Source organism: Enterococcus sp. HMSC076E04 (assembly GCF_001814285.1).
GTDB classification, from domain to species: domain Bacteria; phylum Bacillota; class Bacilli; order Lactobacillales; family Enterococcaceae; genus Enterococcus_B; species Enterococcus_B lactis.
In genome coordinates this window covers 33,851-50,610 of record NZ_KV815579.1, presented here as the reverse complement: position 1 = coordinate 50,610, position 16,760 = coordinate 33,851, and the positions used below count along the sequence as shown (strand labels likewise).

The 16,760-nt window shown below is 39.5% G+C and carries 15 protein-coding genes; 6 read left to right on the top strand and 9 right to left on the bottom strand.

The genetic code is table 11. The features are described from left to right. The 9 genes from HMPREF2961_RS03910 to coaA all read right to left on the bottom strand — a co-directional run. Positions 1–151: Rep family protein (locus HMPREF2961_RS03910; RefSeq protein WP_218083191.1), on the bottom strand; the 151-nt coding region annotated here is incomplete at its 3' end. 133 nt (positions 152–284) lie between these two features. Beyond that, complete coding sequence (locus tag HMPREF2961_RS03905) at positions 285–869, bottom strand: hypothetical protein (RefSeq protein WP_070703988.1); 585 nt, start codon at positions 867–869, stop codon at positions 285–287. Position 870: 1 nt separating this feature from the next. Beyond that, positions 871–1,950, bottom strand: coding sequence for an ATP-binding protein (locus HMPREF2961_RS03900; RefSeq protein ID WP_070703985.1), 1,080 nt, complete (start codon positions 1,948–1,950; stop codon positions 871–873). Continuing rightward, positions 1,947–2,261: a hypothetical protein gene (locus tag HMPREF2961_RS03895; RefSeq protein ID WP_070703982.1), complete on the bottom strand. Its 315-nt coding sequence runs from the start codon at positions 2,259–2,261 to the stop codon at positions 1,947–1,949. The genes HMPREF2961_RS03900 and HMPREF2961_RS03895 overlap by 4 nt, the downstream gene beginning before the upstream one ends. Before the next feature lie 209 nt (positions 2,262–2,470). After that, positions 2,471–3,226: a hypothetical protein gene (locus HMPREF2961_RS03890; RefSeq protein ID WP_070703979.1), complete on the bottom strand. Its 756-nt coding sequence runs from the start codon at positions 3,224–3,226 to the stop codon at positions 2,471–2,473. Between the two features lies 1 nt (position 3,227). Continuing rightward, complete coding sequence (locus HMPREF2961_RS03885) at positions 3,228–6,017, bottom strand: DEAD/DEAH box helicase family protein (protein WP_070703976.1); 2,790 nt, start codon at positions 6,015–6,017, stop codon at positions 3,228–3,230. Between the two features lies 1 nt (position 6,018). After that, positions 6,019–8,127 carry a DNA methyltransferase gene (locus HMPREF2961_RS03880; RefSeq protein ID WP_070703973.1) on the bottom strand — a complete coding sequence of 703 codons (2,109 nt, stop codon included), beginning with the start codon at positions 8,125–8,127 and terminating at the stop codon, positions 6,019–6,021. A gap of 223 nt (positions 8,128–8,350) precedes the next feature. Then, complete coding sequence (gene guaA, locus HMPREF2961_RS03875; RefSeq protein WP_070703970.1) at positions 8,351–9,916, bottom strand: glutamine-hydrolyzing GMP synthase; 1,566 nt, start codon at positions 9,914–9,916, stop codon at positions 8,351–8,353. 58 nt (positions 9,917–9,974) lie between these two features. Next, complete coding sequence (coaA, locus tag HMPREF2961_RS03870) at positions 9,975–10,898, bottom strand: type I pantothenate kinase (protein ID WP_002288627.1); 924 nt, start codon at positions 10,896–10,898, stop codon at positions 9,975–9,977. 195 nt (positions 10,899–11,093) lie between these two features. Between coaA and HMPREF2961_RS03865 the strand changes: the two genes are divergently transcribed. The 6 genes from HMPREF2961_RS03865 to HMPREF2961_RS03840 all read left to right on the top strand — a co-directional run bounded on the left by HMPREF2961_RS03865 (position 11,094) and on the right by HMPREF2961_RS03840 (position 16,740). Continuing rightward, positions 11,094–11,699, top strand: a complete 606-nt coding sequence (locus HMPREF2961_RS03865) for a class I SAM-dependent methyltransferase (RefSeq protein WP_002309852.1) — start codon at positions 11,094–11,096, stop codon at positions 11,697–11,699. Between the two features lie 308 nt (positions 11,700–12,007). Continuing rightward, positions 12,008–13,024 carry a LacI family DNA-binding transcriptional regulator gene (locus HMPREF2961_RS03860; protein WP_002291103.1) on the top strand — a complete coding sequence of 339 codons (1,017 nt, stop codon included), beginning with the start codon at positions 12,008–12,010 and terminating at the stop codon, positions 13,022–13,024. A 140-nt stretch (positions 13,025–13,164) separates the two neighbouring features. Further along, positions 13,165–14,466 carry a pyrimidine-nucleoside phosphorylase gene (locus tag HMPREF2961_RS03855; RefSeq protein ID WP_002315498.1) on the top strand — a complete coding sequence of 434 codons (1,302 nt, stop codon included), beginning with the start codon at positions 13,165–13,167 and terminating at the stop codon, positions 14,464–14,466. Between the two features lie 46 nt (positions 14,467–14,512). Beyond that, positions 14,513–15,175: a deoxyribose-phosphate aldolase gene (gene deoC / locus HMPREF2961_RS03850; protein WP_002291107.1), complete on the top strand. Its 663-nt coding sequence runs from the start codon at positions 14,513–14,515 to the stop codon at positions 15,173–15,175. Positions 15,176–15,193: 18 nt separating this feature from the next. Beyond that, positions 15,194–15,592 (top strand): cytidine deaminase, encoded by a 399-nt coding sequence (locus HMPREF2961_RS03845; RefSeq protein WP_002291109.1) that lies wholly within the window; start codon positions 15,194–15,196, stop codon positions 15,590–15,592. Positions 15,593–15,657: 65 nt separating this feature from the next. After that, positions 15,658–16,740, top strand: a complete 1,083-nt coding sequence (locus HMPREF2961_RS03840) for a BMP family lipoprotein (RefSeq protein ID WP_002315500.1) — start codon at positions 15,658–15,660, stop codon at positions 16,738–16,740. Positions 16,741–16,760 lie beyond the last annotated feature (20 nt).

Below are 16,760 nucleotides of genomic sequence, written 5' to 3'. Positions count from 1 at the left end.
TTTCTTTATCAACATCTTTATCATGCCATGGACTCAATACAAATGGCACTTGCATTTCTTCGAGTATATCCAGATAATTTTCTGGCACACTTTCCTCGTAAATTATAAACGTCCATTTACTAGAACGTTTCTCTTTTTTCTGTTTTTTCATATTATCTGGTCCTTTGATTATTGATTACTGGTACATATTGTCGTAGTAATATGTACCGTTTCTTTCTTCCTGAAAAATACAGCGGAGCTTCTTTGCTCTTGCCGATGGCAAACAAAAGCTCCGCTGTCCTGTTTTATCTAATTCTTGTTCCTTCAAGTTTTAGATAGCTTTTTACTCGCTCAACATTTGAAAATGAATAGTCAGTTAATCGATGGGAAATTTCATCACGTATTATATCTTTGTTATCTGAAATCATGCCATGTATACCAAACTCATTAGGAATTTTCAGCAAGAAAACAACGCTATCATTGTGAACGTCAATAATCGCTTTACTGATTGCCTTATTGTATCTGAGTATCTTGTTTTCTTCTTCCTCATGAGTTGCCCTTATCTGCAAAAATTTTCTTATCCGAGAAGTAATCCAGATTGATTTACCAATGTTTATAACGGAATCCTTCAAAATCCTTGTAATGACTTCAGGTAAGATAATCGTAAGTGTGATTAAAATCGAAACGATTAGCGCCTGTTGCAATCTGTGTTGAACTATCACCACATATTTATTAAGAAATTGATTGTATTGAACCATAGTGCCATTTTCTTGACCTTTCAGGAATATCCCAATCAACTTAATACTGAAACCAGCAATAAATAGTAATACAGAAGTTAATAGCAAGTAGCCATTTAAACGGAACGTCCGCATAAAATACGATTTTTTCATTTTACATTATACCTTCTAATTTATTGAATGTAGGCGTTAGCAATGGAACAATCTGGAAAGGGTGCTCGGAGTCTATCACCTGTATCAATCCCGTCCCCATGCCTTGAGGTATGACTATTCCTTCAAGAGACAAATCAGGGAACAAAAATTGAGTGGTTTTAGAGTTGATATTACCAACTTGGATGAGCACATTTAATTGTTCCCGAACCGATATAGGTATAGCGTTATTATCGAAACGCTGTGAAACTAAGAGCAAATGAACTTTGCTCGCTCTGCCTAATAGCGCTATCTGTGAAAGTAAACTAAAGAATGCGTCTTTTATCGGTTTCGCTACACCGTCACTTAACGCCAAAACTTCATCTATGACGATGGTATAATGTTCAAAATCAGCTGTAGGGTTGTTATACAAAACTTGTTGACGTTGCTGAATTAATTCAAGAGCCTTACTCAATTCGCTATTCACTTCTGATACAAAATCAGACTTGCTTCGACTTGCATTAGGAGCGATAACAAGCACGTTATTCTCTCTACCCCAACGACTTGGCATATCAAACTTAGGATCTACAATAACAATCTTCGATGAATGTTTCAAAACACAGAGAAAATAGGTGAGGGCGTATGACTTTCCTGATCCGCTATTGCCTGCAATAGCAATACTTGTGACTTTATTCAAATCAATTGTCAGATTTTTCATGACAGGAATTTGATTGAGGGCTAAACGGGCTGTAAAGCTTTCAATATCAGTGATAATTAGCCGTTTTGAAATTCCCTTGACCCATGGGAAGAACAGGGCGCGTTTTACGTGAATATCGTCAGTATCTAGTGGAATAAAGTATGCTCCCGATTGTTTGAGCAAGGTATAGTCTGGGTAAAGCATGGCGTTCATAATGAGAAAAAGTTTCTGATACAGAATATTATCAATCAGATAGCTAGCAGGTAGGCGTGGAATGAAGGAGACTCCCTTATCCGCCACCTTTATATCAAACGAGTTGGTGTAACTGGTTTCTCCGCCAATCTGCAAGGCCATATTTAACCCCTGTAATAAATACTTTGCTAATTCTTGCCATGTATTTATTATCATTTCACCACACGAACCCCTTCGGCACGAAAGTAAACATTAGAACGAATTTCAATCGCTTCTAAGTTATCAAGTTTTACTTCCGAAAGAAATGGTGGTAATGACGGCATTTTTGCAAACTTTACTGCAAAAGGATTAACGCCTTCTTGAGAAAAGTAAAGTTTATACCCTTTGACTTCATCCGTACGTTTTTTCTCAATATAGTTGTACTGAGTTTCAACTTCAGATGATACATTGTAGATTGGCTTATCATCTACAATATATTTTCCTGTAGTTTCTGAACTGTAAGAGCTTTGTGAATTATGTGTTTTCATAGTTCTGTACCTCGTCATTTTAATAGTATCGGCTATCAGCAGTTTGCCGACCCGTCCGTCAAGCTGTTTGCAACCAACTTAGCAATTTGTTATCAAGGCCTGCTGTACTTGATGAATTGAGTATGCCAATTTTTTTCTTGAGAGGTGGGGGAGTTTAAAAATAAAAAAAATAAAACCCCCGCACTTTCTGCGAAGGTTTTATGCTTGAACTACTTTTTATTGGTTTTCTTTATCTTTATTTTGGAAACAATATGCTTCTTTTGATCTTCTTGATCAAAGAGTTGATTAAAATCGTCAAACCCAACGTTATAAATAAAAGGCAATAGAACTTCATTAATAAGCACATCCAATGAATGAGGTAAATTTTCAAATGTGAGTGTTTCTGAACTTATATTTTTAAGTCCACTATTATCAACTTTAACATCTTGGAACTCAAAAACTTCACCAACAGGCTCTAAGCTTTCGTGAACATTATAGATAAAATCAATAAAACTTGATACTAAAGACCGGCTACTTTCACCATCATCAAGAATTTCATCTTTATAATTCTTGTAAAATTTTTCAACATCTTCTTTTGTTGATAATGGAATATCCCAAAAGTAACGACTATAGTCCTTTGATTCTTGCATTTCCAAGAGTAATGTAACGATATAATCCTCAAAATAAATTTCTGGGTCTCCCCAGTACACTTCGTTTAAGTCTTTAAAGCCTAAGTTGGTTACTAACGCCTTTGCCAGATCCAAGCTAACCAGTTTAGAATAATTTCCCTCATTTATTTTTTTAGTTGTGTGATATTCCAATACATTAGTCAGAAGTTTAGTGTCGGAATAAACGTCCACCTTTGCAGGACGTTTTGGTTGACGCTCTGCCCACGCATTGTATTTTTCAGCAATGCGTTCTGAAGCTTGTGAATAAATCAATTGAGTAGTTTTGGGATATGGGTTTTCTTTGACTACTTTAACCAAGTTACTCACTCTCCCCGATATTATTCTTAGGCGTATTTTCCGCAACCATGGTCAAATCAATTTGTTCAGTCAAAACATCAAGATAGTCCACTCCAACAGTATCCATTAATTCAGGTATCGTCTTCTGACCATCGCCTTTTGTATAAAATTTCAATCCGCTGATTTTGACATTATCTACGCCGTCCTCAAATTCCATTTCAGCTTGGTGGTCTGTCATATACAGCAATAAGTCTTGTTTCCAAAGTTCGCTAACAAACCTATCACCACTCATTCCTTTTGGCTCAATAAAGATTTGAAAGTAAAAGTCGCTATCTTCAAGGAACAGAATAAAGTCAGGTTGGAAGCCTTGCAAGTGCATTTCCACGGTTTCGCCTGCACGATTGATCCGTGAGCCATATTGGTGTAACTTAAGGTTCTCACTCTTAGCTGATTCACGGTGCATATTCTCATCCACACGGAATAAGTAGACCGCTTTATGATACTTCTGTGTCAACTCCGTCACATGAGCTTTAATCCGCTCTATCAGCTCATATTCCAATTTATTGACGATTGCACGGTCATAGACATAGAAGTCCTCAGCCATATCATAAACAGCTACTTTTTGAGTTGCTTCATTCAAGAGGTTCGCCGTGTCATATTCAGGAACGCGCTTGTTGTAATTTGTTAGGTATTCGCTAATTGGATAGCCAATAAATTTGTTTGTACCACGCTTCTTAACATAGCCAGACTTAAATTTCACTTCATACTCTTTCAAGAGGTCAATCGTGACCTTCAAAATTTCGTCTGGTGTAATATCGCTTGATTTGTATTCCTTGGGAACGTTTAAGAACAATTTCAACTTGCTTGCATTAAGCCAGTTTTCGCCATAGATAAAGTCTTTCATGGAATTAACCAACGGCAAATACTTTTTCAAATTATCAAACTGATAAAACTCTAAACGTTGAATGGCCTTCTTGATATAACGGTCGTCAAATTTAGCAATACTGATTGTTTTAGTCTCAGTCAAAGCAACGGTTGCTTGATAAGATACCTCACGGCTACCATAATTCAGACTTCTGGAAATATCGGTCTTGTGATTGATACCGTATTTTTCAATGGAATCAAACCACTCGTCTGCCACATCCTCAGCTTCGTTGTAGTAGATTTTCCCTGTTTTATAAGTCTCCGTCCGTTTGAAAGCGGGTTTAACCTTGATTTCAACGGGTGGATTCTTTTTATCTTGACCTGTTGGCAAGTCCATTTGTTTCAATGAGCCGACAAGCTGTTTCAGGTATTGTGGCTCATTCATAGTATGATAGTGCAAGGTCTCAAGGAAGAGCTGTTTGTTTGAACTATCGCCATCATAACGGCGGTGATAGCTTTTCACACCATCCAATTCAAACGGATAATAACGAGCACCACGCCCAATGAGTTGCGCTTCGACCATTGTGGCATTTTTGTTTGTCGCAGCTTCCTGTTCAATCCGCACAATATCATAGAGATTGAGAACGTCCCAGCCTTCGGTCAGTTTCGCAACCGCAAAAACAACACGATAGAGGTTATTTGGACTTTCAAGCGTGTTCAAAGCTTCATACTGCCCCTTTTCAAGCATGTTTCCGCTTGTGTCATTGGCGTTTAGCACGTTCCGAGGGTCGAAGTCTTGCTTAATCTCACGAACGATTTTGGCGAGGTCATCTTCATTCTTGAGATAGAAGTTATAAGCAAGCTCCAAAGCTGAACTGTCATTGCTGTCTAAAACTTGTTGACGCTTGATGAAGGCTAACAAATCCGCCACATTCAAATTTTTAATCAGCTCATTAAAGACCTTGTTGGCTTCCATTGAGACCGCAACTTTTGCAGACTTGAACATAATCACGGGCTTAAATGTACCAGTGACACCCTCAGAATAGGCACGATATTTCCTAAATTGAGAAAGCAAGACCACGTTTAGCATTTTATCTTGGTCGCTTGCGGACGTTTCAATCCGCTTTACTTGCTTAGAGTAGCCATCAAACATGAATTGATTTAAGGGATAACGGTAGACCACTTTATCCCGATACTTGTTGTAGATGACTTCCTTGTCAAAGTCTACGGTAGCCGTAAATTCTAGGAGTAGGTTCTTGTGTTCCTTGTCATCGCGGGCCCGTAAGATTTTGTTAATCGCTGACTCCCATGTGTTTTCAGCTTCTTTTTCAGACTTGGTACTTGCAGAATAATGGTGGGCTTCATCCGCCAATACTGCCACAGGTTGATTCTCATAGTCCGCAAGACCCATGGTGTTTTCTTTCAAGACAAATAGGTCATCAGATACCTTTTGAACCGAAGACAACTTGATGTAAATGGTGTTGTCTTGTTGAATCCGTGGGAAGCGTTCGACCTGCTTAATGAAAATGTTTTTGCCATCTATCTCAATCTTGTTTTGGAACAGATACTTTTCACTGTTCTCATTAACCAAGTTATCCTTGGTTTTCATCAAGACCGAGTTGGTATTGACGGTAAACAAGAAATTCTGATAGCCGTGTTCTTGATAGAGGTAGAGTATGAGTCCAGCTATTAAGTCGGTTTTCCCTGAACCAGTTGCCATGTTGAAAAGAACATGTTGAGGGTTCGGTTTAATCTCTGTTTGTGTATAGTGATAATTTCGGATAGCTTTATCCTGATAGGCACGCAACGTATGAATCAAGTTCCCGTTAATATACTCTGGGATTTCATAACTTTGGTGCTGACTGAACAAATCCTTTTCAGCTTGCTCTGCCTGATCCACAAGAGGAAATTGACGAGCGTTAGCAGGTGTTTTCTTTGCTTTTGCCATGCTAGTCACCACCCTCATAGAAATTCTTGTTGAAGGTGTATTCCTCATCAGAAATCATGTCTCGGACGTTGTTATCATCAATTTCTGAATAGTTGTAGTAAAGCCCATTCTTATCCAGCAGTTTCACAAGCAGACGTTTGTTTTCATCAAAGCCTTGTAACCAATCAATCTTGGATAGGTCAGCACGGAAGGAAATGTCAGCAGGTTCATCCGTGTCATTACCTGAGAGCATACGGGCATAGACTGACTTCAATCCTTCAAGGTCTTTAGCGTGGATAACGTCTTGCAAGTAGCCCATGTTTTTAGGGAACAATTCAGCATAGATAAACGAACCGCCACCTTGCCAGTTAACATCCTGTGATAAACCGTTTTTATCTGTTCCAGAGATTACATTGTTAAGTCGGTCAATTTCAAGTTGTGCTTGATTATCCATCTGTTCTAACGAGATAAATTTTCGATTCAACTTCATAGCAGCCGCAGCGGTAGAACCTGAACCGCCAAAGAAGTCAAGGATAATATCTCCCTCATCAGAAGCCATCTCAATTACTTTACCAAGTAATCTTTCAGGCTTTTTACCATTTGGAAAATCAACTTGACCTTCCTTATTCACGTTTTTTGTTTCGCCAACATAGTTCCAGAAAGTTCCAGCTTTTTGTGTTTTATATACAGTTCCAGATTCATCTACCTCAACAACATCAGAGAGCCAAGCAAAGAGATTGAATTTTGAACCTGAATAGTATTGTTTGTATACCTTCCCTTTATTCCTGCCACTTCTAGGGACATACTCGATAGACATAAGTGGGTTTTCACCCATTCCAAGCTCGTTCCACTTATCCATCACACGAGTTCTAATGCTAGATTGAGGCATTGTTCCCCGATAAATCTTATCGTAATATTTTTCGTAAAACTCTCTCTCAGAAAGTCCCTCGTCTTTCATTTGCTTTGAAACTGATGGAAGATTGAAGTTGGTATGCTTGTACATTCTGATTTCATCGCCTGAACCATCAACCGTGGAACCAATGTATTCTTTGTCACCTTCATCCAAGAGTAGATTGTTATATTTCCATGACTTTCCTTCTGTGCGATACTCCTCAAGTTGTTCTGAGATTTCTTGTTTTTCATAAACAGCTGAAAAGGGCTTAGCGTTGTTATAGTTTTTAGAGTACACGGTAATATATTCTACGTTTTTTTTGAGTCGTTTATCTTCCCCACCACCAGAAGCACCCGCAATGTTTTTGAACAAAACCGAGATAGTATTCACATATTGGTTAATTCCAAAAATGGAGTCCATCAAAACTTTCAGATACGCTTGCTCTGAGTCGTCAGTCTGAATAAAGATATAACCATCATCAGTAAGTAACTCGCGGGCAATTTCAAGACGGTTTTTCATGAAGGTCAACCATGCAGAATGATTAAACCTATCGTTATACAGGAATGAATCTGAACCCGTGTTGTAAGGTGGGTCAATATAGATAAGTTTAATCTGACCAGTATATTTTTCTCGTAAAGTATGCAACGCCAACAGATTATTTCCTTTGATAATCAGATTGTCTTTCTCCTTATCAAAAGAAACAATCCCATTATCTACCGCTATGCTGTGCTGTGCTGTCTGATTATCGCCAAAGCGTTTGACATTGACAAATACTTTCTTGTCAAATAGACGGTCAATCTCGTCTTTCTCAATGACCTCGTTTAAGAAGGCGTCATCATAGCCGTCCTCATTATCTTCTTTAGTCATTGAAGCAGTCAAAACGCCATCCTTGAAAGGAAAGTCTAAGACAACATCTTGGCTATCTTGTAGGAATTTTCCTTTTGAAGCCAAGCCAACACGGTTTTCATACTTGGTGTAGCTCGTATCCCAATAGTCGTTATAGAGTACGGCTTCCTCAAGTTGCTCAATTTGAAAGAGCTTTTGCCCTGCCACTTCCTTAATGAAATGTTGCTTGATGAAATCTACCTCAAACAACTTGCTCAAAAGTGCTTCATCATAGTTTCGCAAATCATCCGTAAGTTTGGAACGGTTCAATTCTTCCCCGACAAAATACTTGTCGCCAAAAGATACCAAAGCTGTTTTCAACTCATCAAAAATTTTCGGCTCAATCTTTGCCATCCTATTCATCTCCTTAATTGTTTATCTCTTAAATTATAGCATTGAACGTCTTTCGCCATATAGTCATAACAACAAGAATCCTCCCACCGACAACCATTCAGTGAGAGGATTTTTGGCGACAGTTTTGGCGACAAGTCAAATCATTTTGTGTCTCCGAAAGTCTATTGAGTTTTAGCTAAATGCAGTAAAATCAACGTTTCAAGCGATATAAATTGTCACTTCTTTATTCCCACTCCACTGTTGCTGGTGGTTTAGAAGTGATGTCATACACAATACGGTTGACATGGGCTACTTCGTTTACGATACGTACAGAGATTTTTTGCAAGACTTCCCATGGGATACGGGCAAAGTCAGCTGTCATTCCGTCGATTGAAGTCACCGCACGGATACCGACTGTGTAGTCGTAAGTACGTCCGTCACCCATAACACCGACAGAGCGGATTCCTGGAAGAACAGTGAAATATTGCCAGATATCACGGTCAAGTCCAGCAGCTGCGATTTCTTCGCGCAAGATAGCATCAGATTCGCGTACGATTTCTAGCTTGTCTTCAGTGATTTCGCCAAGAACACGAATACCAAGACCAGGGCCAGGGAATGGCTGACGCCAAACGATTGAATCAGGCATGCCTAATTGAGTACCTAATTCACGGACTTCGTCTTTGAATAGTGTGTTTAATGGTTCGATCAATTCAAATTGCATATCTTCTGGCAGTCCACCTACATTATGGTGAGATTTGATCGTTTGTGCTGTTTCTGTACCAGATTCGATAACGTCAGTATACAACGTTCCTTGTGCTAAGAAAGAGACGCTTTCTTCACCAGCAAGTTTTGTTGCTTCGTCATCAAAAACATATACGAATTCATTCCCAATGATTTTACGTTTTTGTTCTGGGTCAGATACACCTTTCAACTTGTCTAAGAAGCGATCTCTTGCATCGACTTTGATGATGTTCAAGCCGAATTTTCCGCCTAGACTTTCCATTACTTGTTCCGCTTCGCCTTTGCGTAGCAGACCATGGTCAACGAAGATAGATGTCAATTGGTCACCAATCGCTTTTTGTAAAAGAACCCCAACGACACTAGAATCAACGCCGCCTGAGAGACCAAGCAAGACTTTTTTGTCACCAACTTGTTCACGGATTTTTTCTACTTGCATATCGATAAAGTTATCCATTGTCCAGTTACCTTCACAGTGGCAAACATCAAAGGCAAAGTGGCGCAACAATTCGATTCCGTATTCGGAATGACGTACTTCTGCATGGAATTGGATACCATAAAAATTACGTGTTGTGTCTTGGATAGAAGCAATCGGACAATCTTTGCTTGTTCCGACTGTTTCAAAGCCTTCAGGAACTTTAGTTACCAAGTCACCATGGCTCATCCATACTGTTTGTTGTTTTGGTGTTTCTTTAAACAAGACAGCTTGATCGCTTGTTACTTCTAACAAGGCTTTCCCATATTCGCGGTTTTTAGCAGGCTCTACGGAACCGCCAAGTTTGTATGTGATCAATTGCATACCATAGCAAATCCCTAATACAGGAATACCTAAATTGAAGATCTCAGGATCGATCCCAAATGCATTCTCATCATATACACTGTTTGGTCCGCCAGAAAGAATGATTCCCTTTGGATTCATCGCTTTTACTTCTTCTGCAGTAATGCGGTGGCTCAATAATTCGGAAAAGACTCCAAGATCACGAATACGTCTTGTGATCAATTGGTTATACTGACTACCGTAGTCTAATACGATAATCTTTTCAACGTTCGTCATATCGGCAACGTTTGTCAAATTTATTACCCCTATCCCTTTAAATTTTATCTCAAAATAGTCAAACTATTTTAAAATGCTAATATTTTCGCATGAAAATCGAATCGATAATATGATTTTCAGTTTTATGGAGAATTATATCGGCTCTTCCTCGTGTAGGCAAGATATATTCCTGTAAATTTTTCAAATTCACATTTTTCCATACATCTTTTGCCATTTTAAAGGCTTCTTCACGATCTCCGATAGCAAAACGATAATAATAATTCTCTGGATTTTGGAAAGCCGTATCCAGTAACGCGCCAAAACGATCCAAATACCATTTTTCGATCAGCACGGGATCGGCATCGACATAGACAGAAAAATCAAAAAAGTCGCTGACGTAGATTTGCTGATTCGCAGGTAATTGAAGCGTATTAATCCCCTCAACGATCAAGATATCAGGTTGCTGGATCAGCTCGTACTTATCCGGAATGATATCATATACATCATGTGAGTAAACAGGTACTTTTATCTCTTCCTGACCAGATTTTACACGATTCAAGAAGTCGATCAGCATCTCCATATCATAACTTTCAGGAAATCCTTTGCGATCCATGATTCCACGCTCTTTTAATATACGATTTGGATAAAGAAATCCATCAGTCGTGATCAGCTGAACATTTCTTCGTTTGAAGGTACGAGACAAAATCGTCTGCAGCAGTCTGGCTGTGGTACTTTTTCCAACGGCTACGCTTCCGGCAATCCCGATGATAAAAGGCGGTACTTCTACATATTTATGAAGAAATAAACCTTTACTCAAGAACAAAGATTCGAATTCTTTCATATATAGATATATCAGATGAGCAAGAGGTACATAGATATCTCGAACATCCTGCATGGAAATGCGGTCATTCAAACTTTTGATATTATCTAGTTCATCTTGTGTCAAAGGTGCTTGCCCATTACGATAAAATTCTCGCCATTCTTCTCTTGCCACACGGTAGTAGTTCATTGGATCATTCATATTAGCCTCCTGCGTTCTCCCATCAATGGAACTATTTTAACACAAAATAAACACAAACCCCACTACTTAAGAGAGATTGCCAATCTTTTTGTACAATCTTTATAATAGAAAGAAAAGGAGTTTTATTCTTGACTTGCGTACGGATACATAAAAGGATAGACTGTTGACATGAAAGAAACGAGAAGGATGGAAGACATGACAAATCATTACTATTCTGAACGCCCAGATACGGCGCACGATTTTGAACAATGGGCTTTTGAGTTAAAAGGCAGAACCTTTCAATTTGTAACTGATTCTGGTGTATTTTCACGTGAAACAGTGGATTATGGTTCACGTGTCCTGATTGATGCTTTTGATTGGGAAGAGTTACCTGATGAAGGAAAGATCTTAGATGTGGGATGCGGGTATGGACCGATTGGGCTAGCTTTGGCATTTGCGACACAACGGTTTGTTGAAATGGTCGACATTAATGAGCGAGCAGTGAGTCTAGCGCAAGGAAACGCAAAGCGTAACCAAATCGAACAAGTGGACATCCATCAATCGAATATCTATGAAGTACTTCATGAAGAAACCTATGCAGCTATCGTCAGCAATCCGCCAATCCGTGCTGGAAAAAAAGTCGTACATGAAATCTTGACAGGCGCATATCCTCGGTTGAAGCAGGGCGGTACACTGACAATTGTGATCCAGAAGAAACAAGGAGCGCCGAGTGCGCAAAAGAAGATGGAAGAAACATTTGGCAATGCAGAAATCGTCACAAAAGATAAAGGATATTATATCATCAAAAGTGTGAAAGAATAACTAGCTGAAAAATAATAGAGCGACGAAAAAGTGGAACTGGGCGTGCATGTAAGGGTACGTATCAGTTCTTTTTTTGTTGAGAAGTTTTTAAAAACAAAGAACTATTTTTTTCTTCAAAAAGAAATAGTAGGAACAGAGTCGTTGTTTTTTACGATAAAATAAATAAGATACAGAACTTGTATAGAACGCTGCTAAGTTGGTAGATAAAGGAGATTTTTATCAAAAAACATACTTTCTTTTTTTCTCTATTCTTTTCTTGGGGGTTTTGGTACACTGATAGGGAATTTAGATAGAAGGGAGCCACTAGGGTGAAGCTGACCATCAGAGATATTGCAGAAATGGCAGGGGTATCAGTAACAACTGTCTCACAGATTTTGAATAACAAAGGAAGCCGATTTAGTGATAAGACAAGAAAAAAAGTGTTGTCGATCGTGAATGAACATCATTATAAACCCGATTATTTCGCTTCAAATGTGATTAATCGACATTCAAAGACCATCGGAATGATCGTCCCTGATGTCACTGATTTCTTCTTCTCCAAACTGATTGAAGGTGTAGAGAGCTATTTGAATCCTTTGGGCTATGTGATCATGTTATGCAATTCTCGTCATAGCCAAGAAAATGAGATTAAGTATTTACAAGAGCTTTCCCACCGCTCAGTAGATGGAATCTTGCTGGCAACACCAAATATTTTACCTGAGAAATACGCATTAGACAGCGGATTTTATCAAAAAATGCCGATTATTTTAATCGATCGCGGATTGAATCGTCGGGATAACGGACGGCTTATCGTAAAGGAATATGAGGGAGCCTATCAAGCCGTTTCACTATTTATTGAAAGCGGCCATACGAAGATCGGCATGCTGAAGGAAACCACTGGATATTATCAATTAGAAGAACGTTTCAACGGATATCGTCATGCGCTGAAAGATCATGGCCTGCCTTTTAATGGGAAATTTGTTGAACATGGAGAGTTGACTGTCCAAGGTGGCTATACTGCATCAAAAAAACTACTCAAACATAAAGATATCACGGCTATTTTTTGCGGGAATGATGCCATGGCGATCGGCTGCTATCAGGCGATAGATGAATTGGGCAAAAAAATCCCAGAAGATATCTCTGTCATAGGATTCGATGGATTAAAACTGTCAGAATACATGATTCCGCAATTGACGACAGTGCAGCAACCAAGTTTTGATATTGGATTTTATGCTGCACGTTTCCTGATCGATACGATCGAATTTCCTCAAAGAAAAGTTCCGAACAAAGTGTTCGAAACAAAATTAATTATTCGTGAGAGCGTAAAAGTATTGACAAAGGGCTAACTCGGCGGTATATTGCTTATGTAAGCATTTACAAAGGCGAGTTGGTGCTTTTTTTATTTTTAGTAAACCAGTTTACTAAAGTGGTTTACCTTTCCTAAAAATAATGTATAATACCGAATGAAGACAAGGAGGATCAGGCAATGCGAATGGTGGATCTGATTGAAAAAAAGAGGGATGGAAACGAGCTGTCGAAAGAGGAAATCGAGTACATCGTCACGAACTATACGAATGGAAAGATTCCAGATTATCAAGTCAGTGCATTATTGATGGCAATTTTTTATCAAGACATGACAAATGAAGAAATCACGAACTTAACATTGGCGATTGCTAATTCTGGTGATGTCATCAATTTGAGTTCTCTTGAAGGAATAAAGGTAGATAAGCATTCGACAGGTGGCGTTGGTGACACGACCACATTGATTTTAGCCCCCCTAGTAGCTAGTGTCGGAGTGACAGTGGCTAAAATGTCTGGACGCGGTCTAGGTTACACAGGTGGCACATTAGACAAGCTAGAAGCAATTCCCGGATTTCAGATCGAGCTTTCGGATGAAGCATTCGTGCGCATTGTTAATGAAAGCAAAGTAGCAGTAATCGGTCAATCAGGAAACTTGGCACCGGCGGACAAAAAATTGTACGCTTTGCGTGACGTCACAGCGACCGTTGATTCTCTTCCGCTGATTGCCAGTTCGATTATGAGTAAAAAGATCGCGGCAGGAGCAGATGCAATCGTTTTGGATGTGACCACTGGAGACGGTGCTTTCATGAAGAATATCGAAGATGCAAGACGTCTGGCAAAAACCATGACAAGCATTGGCAAACTAGCGAACCGAGAAACAGTGGCGGTAATCTCGGATATGTCAGAACCTCTTGGCGAAGCAATCGGAAATAGTCTAGAAGTTGTCGAGGCAATCGAAACATTACAAGGAAATGGTCCAGAAGATCTAGTAGAAATGTGCTACGCCTTAGGAAGCCAAATGGTTGTCCTTGCTGGCAAAGCTAAAACAATCGATGAAGCAAGAACGTTGCTTCAAGAAGCTCTGGAATCAGGTAAAGCGTTAGCAAAATTCAAAGAAATGATCCAAAATCAAGGGGGAGACCCAACGATCGTGGAACAACCAGAACGAATTTTGACTGCACAGTACACAATGGAGCTTCCTGCTAAACAAAGCGGAGTCGTGTCAAAAATCGTGGCAAACGAATTAGGAATTGCTGCAATGATGCTAGGTGCTGGGCGTAAAACCAAAGAAGACGATATTGATCACGCCGTTGGATTGAAACTGCATAAAAAAATCGGGGACACTGTGACAAAGGGCGAGTCATTATTGACAATCTATAGTAATGATAAAGAAATCTCTTCGGTTGTTGAATTATTATATAAAAATATTGAAATTGGCGAGTCAGCAATGAAGCCAACATTGATTCATGACATTATCACAGAATAAAAGGAAAAAAGCGGATTTTACCGTTTGAAAGAAAAGGGGAAAAGAAATGGAACTAAACCGAATGATCGACCATACTATTTTGAAAGCAGACGCATCTAAAGAAGCTGTGATGCAAATTATCGAAGAAGCGAAAAAATATCATTTTTACTCTGTCTGCATCAATCCAGCATGGGTTGCGCTAGCAAAAGAACAATTACAAGGCGAACCAGTAGCCGTATGTACAGTGATCGGGTTTCCTTTAGGAGCAAACACATCCGAGACAAAAGCATTTGAAACGACAGATGCCATCAATAACGGTGCAGATGAAGTCGATATGGTCATCAATATCGGTGCGTTGAAATCAAAAGATGATCAAAAAGTTCAAAAAGATATCGAAGCAGTTGTTGAAGCAGCAAAAGATCGTGCACTTGTCAAAGTGATCATCGAAACATCTTTATTAGATAGAGAAGAAATCATCCGAGCATGCGAATTAGCAAAAGCTGCAGGCGCTGATTTTGTCAAAACATCAACTGGTTTCTCAACGGGTGGTGCAAAGGTAGAGGATGTCCGCTTGATGCGTGAAACGGTAGGACCTGAAATGGGCGTCAAAGCTTCTGGCGGTATCCATAACGAAGAAGAAGCAATGGCAATGATCGAAGCGGGTGCTACAAGAATCGGAACAAGCGCAGGAGTAGCAATCGTATCTGGTTCAACTGGCGAAGGCTATTAATTTTCAAAGGAGAAACTCATGGCAGAACTCAAACAAGAATGGATCAACACAGCTATTGAAGCGTTAGATAAAGCATACGTTCCTTATTCCCATTTTCCGGTAGGTGCTTGTCTCGTAACAGAATCAGGCAAGATTTATCAAGGTATCAACATCGAGAATGCATCATTTGGATTAACGAATTGTGCCGAGCGCACAGCTTTCTTCAAAGCTGTATCAGAAGGAGAAAGATCGTTTACCCATTTAGTCGTAGCAGGGCACACCCCTGATCCTATTTCTCCATGTGGTGCATGTCGGCAAGTAATGGCAGAGTTCTGCGCCCCTGATATGCCGGTTACGCTAGTGGGAGACAATGGTGTGACGAAGGCAACGACCGTTCGAGAACTACTGCCTTATGCATTTACTGAAAAAGATCTATAACTCATGTTCATTCAGTCAGCTGACTGTTGAAAAATAAAACAATTATTTTAGGAGGCTTTACAGAAATGAAAAAAGCAAAATTATTTGGTTTAGGTGCTGTCGCACTAGCAGCAGGGTTATTTTTAGGTGCATGCGGCAACAACGGCTCTACTGATTCATCCGGTGGCAAAAGCTCATCAGACACAACAACTGCAGCATTGATCACAGATACAGGTGGGGTAGACGACCGTTCATTCAACCAGTCAGCTTGGGAAGGATTACAAAAATGGGGGAAAGATCAAGGTCTTTCACGAGGCAATGATGGCTTCCAATACTTCCAATCTTCAAACGAATCAGATTATATCCCAAATATCGACCAAGCATTGAATGCTGGATTCAAAACGATTTTTGGTATTGGTTATAAACTAAAACCAGCGATCCAAGAACAAGCAACAAACAATACAGGTACGAACTTCGTTATCATCGATGATGTGATTGACGGATTAGATAACGTTGTATCTGCAACATTCAAAGACAACGAAGCTTCTTATCTTGCAGGGATTGCAGCAGCTTACACGACTGAAACAAACGTAGTCGGCTTTATCGGCGGCGTAAAAGGTGAAGTAATCGATCGTTTTGATGCTGGATTCAAAGCCGGTGTTGATGCAGGTGCGAAAGAACTAGGAAAAGAAATCAAAGTATTGAACCAATATGCTGGTGACTTCTCTGCTCCAGATAAAGGACGTTCAATTGCTCAAGGTATGTATGCACAAAATGCAGATATCATCTTCCATGCTTCAGGTGGTACAGGTAACGGTGTATTCCAAGAAGCAAAATCATTGAACGAATCAGGCGACAAAAAAGTTTGGGTTATCGGTGTTGACCGCGATCAAGCAGACGAAGGCGAATACACATTGAACGGCGAAAAGAAAAACTTCACATTGACATCTACACTGAAAGCAGTTGGAACAGTAGTAGAAGATTTGGCACAAAAATCAGCTGACGGTAAATTCCCTGGTGGTGAACACACTGTTTATGGATTGAAAGAAGACGGTGTTGGTCTAACAGAAGGACAACTTTCTGATGAAGCGAAAAAAGCAGTGGATGAAGCAAAAGAAAAAATCATTTCAGGTGACGTAAAAGTTCCAGAAACTCCTGAAGAAAACTAAAACCATTTCTATAGCCTTGT

Coding starts and splice junctions, on each gene's coding strand:
- HMPREF2961_RS03905 (WP_070703988.1), bottom strand. CDS start 869: ATGAAAAAATCGTATTTTATGCGGACGTTCCGTTTAAATGGCTACTTG.
- HMPREF2961_RS03900 (WP_070703985.1), bottom strand. CDS start 1,950: ATGATAATAAATACATGGCAAGAATTAGCAAAGTATTTATTACAGGGG.
- HMPREF2961_RS03895 (WP_070703982.1), bottom strand. CDS start 2,261: ATGAAAACACATAATTCACAAAGCTCTTACAGTTCAGAAACTACAGGA.
- HMPREF2961_RS03885 (WP_070703976.1), bottom strand. CDS start 6,017: ATGGCAAAAGCAAAGAAAACACCTGCTAACGCTCGTCAATTTCCTCTT.
- HMPREF2961_RS03880 (WP_070703973.1), bottom strand. CDS start 8,127: ATGGCAAAGATTGAGCCGAAAATTTTTGATGAGTTGAAAACAGCTTTG.
- coaA (WP_002288627.1), bottom strand. CDS start 10,898: ATGAATGATCCAATGAACTACTACCGTGTGGCAAGAGAAGAATGGCGA.
- HMPREF2961_RS03865 (WP_002309852.1), top strand. CDS start 11,094: ATGACAAATCATTACTATTCTGAACGCCCAGATACGGCGCACGATTTT.
- HMPREF2961_RS03855 (WP_002315498.1), top strand. CDS start 13,165: ATGCGAATGGTGGATCTGATTGAAAAAAAGAGGGATGGAAACGAGCTG.
- deoC (WP_002291107.1), top strand. CDS start 14,513: ATGGAACTAAACCGAATGATCGACCATACTATTTTGAAAGCAGACGCA.
- HMPREF2961_RS03845 (WP_002291109.1), top strand. CDS start 15,194: ATGGCAGAACTCAAACAAGAATGGATCAACACAGCTATTGAAGCGTTA.
- HMPREF2961_RS03840 (WP_002315500.1), top strand. CDS start 15,658: ATGAAAAAAGCAAAATTATTTGGTTTAGGTGCTGTCGCACTAGCAGCA.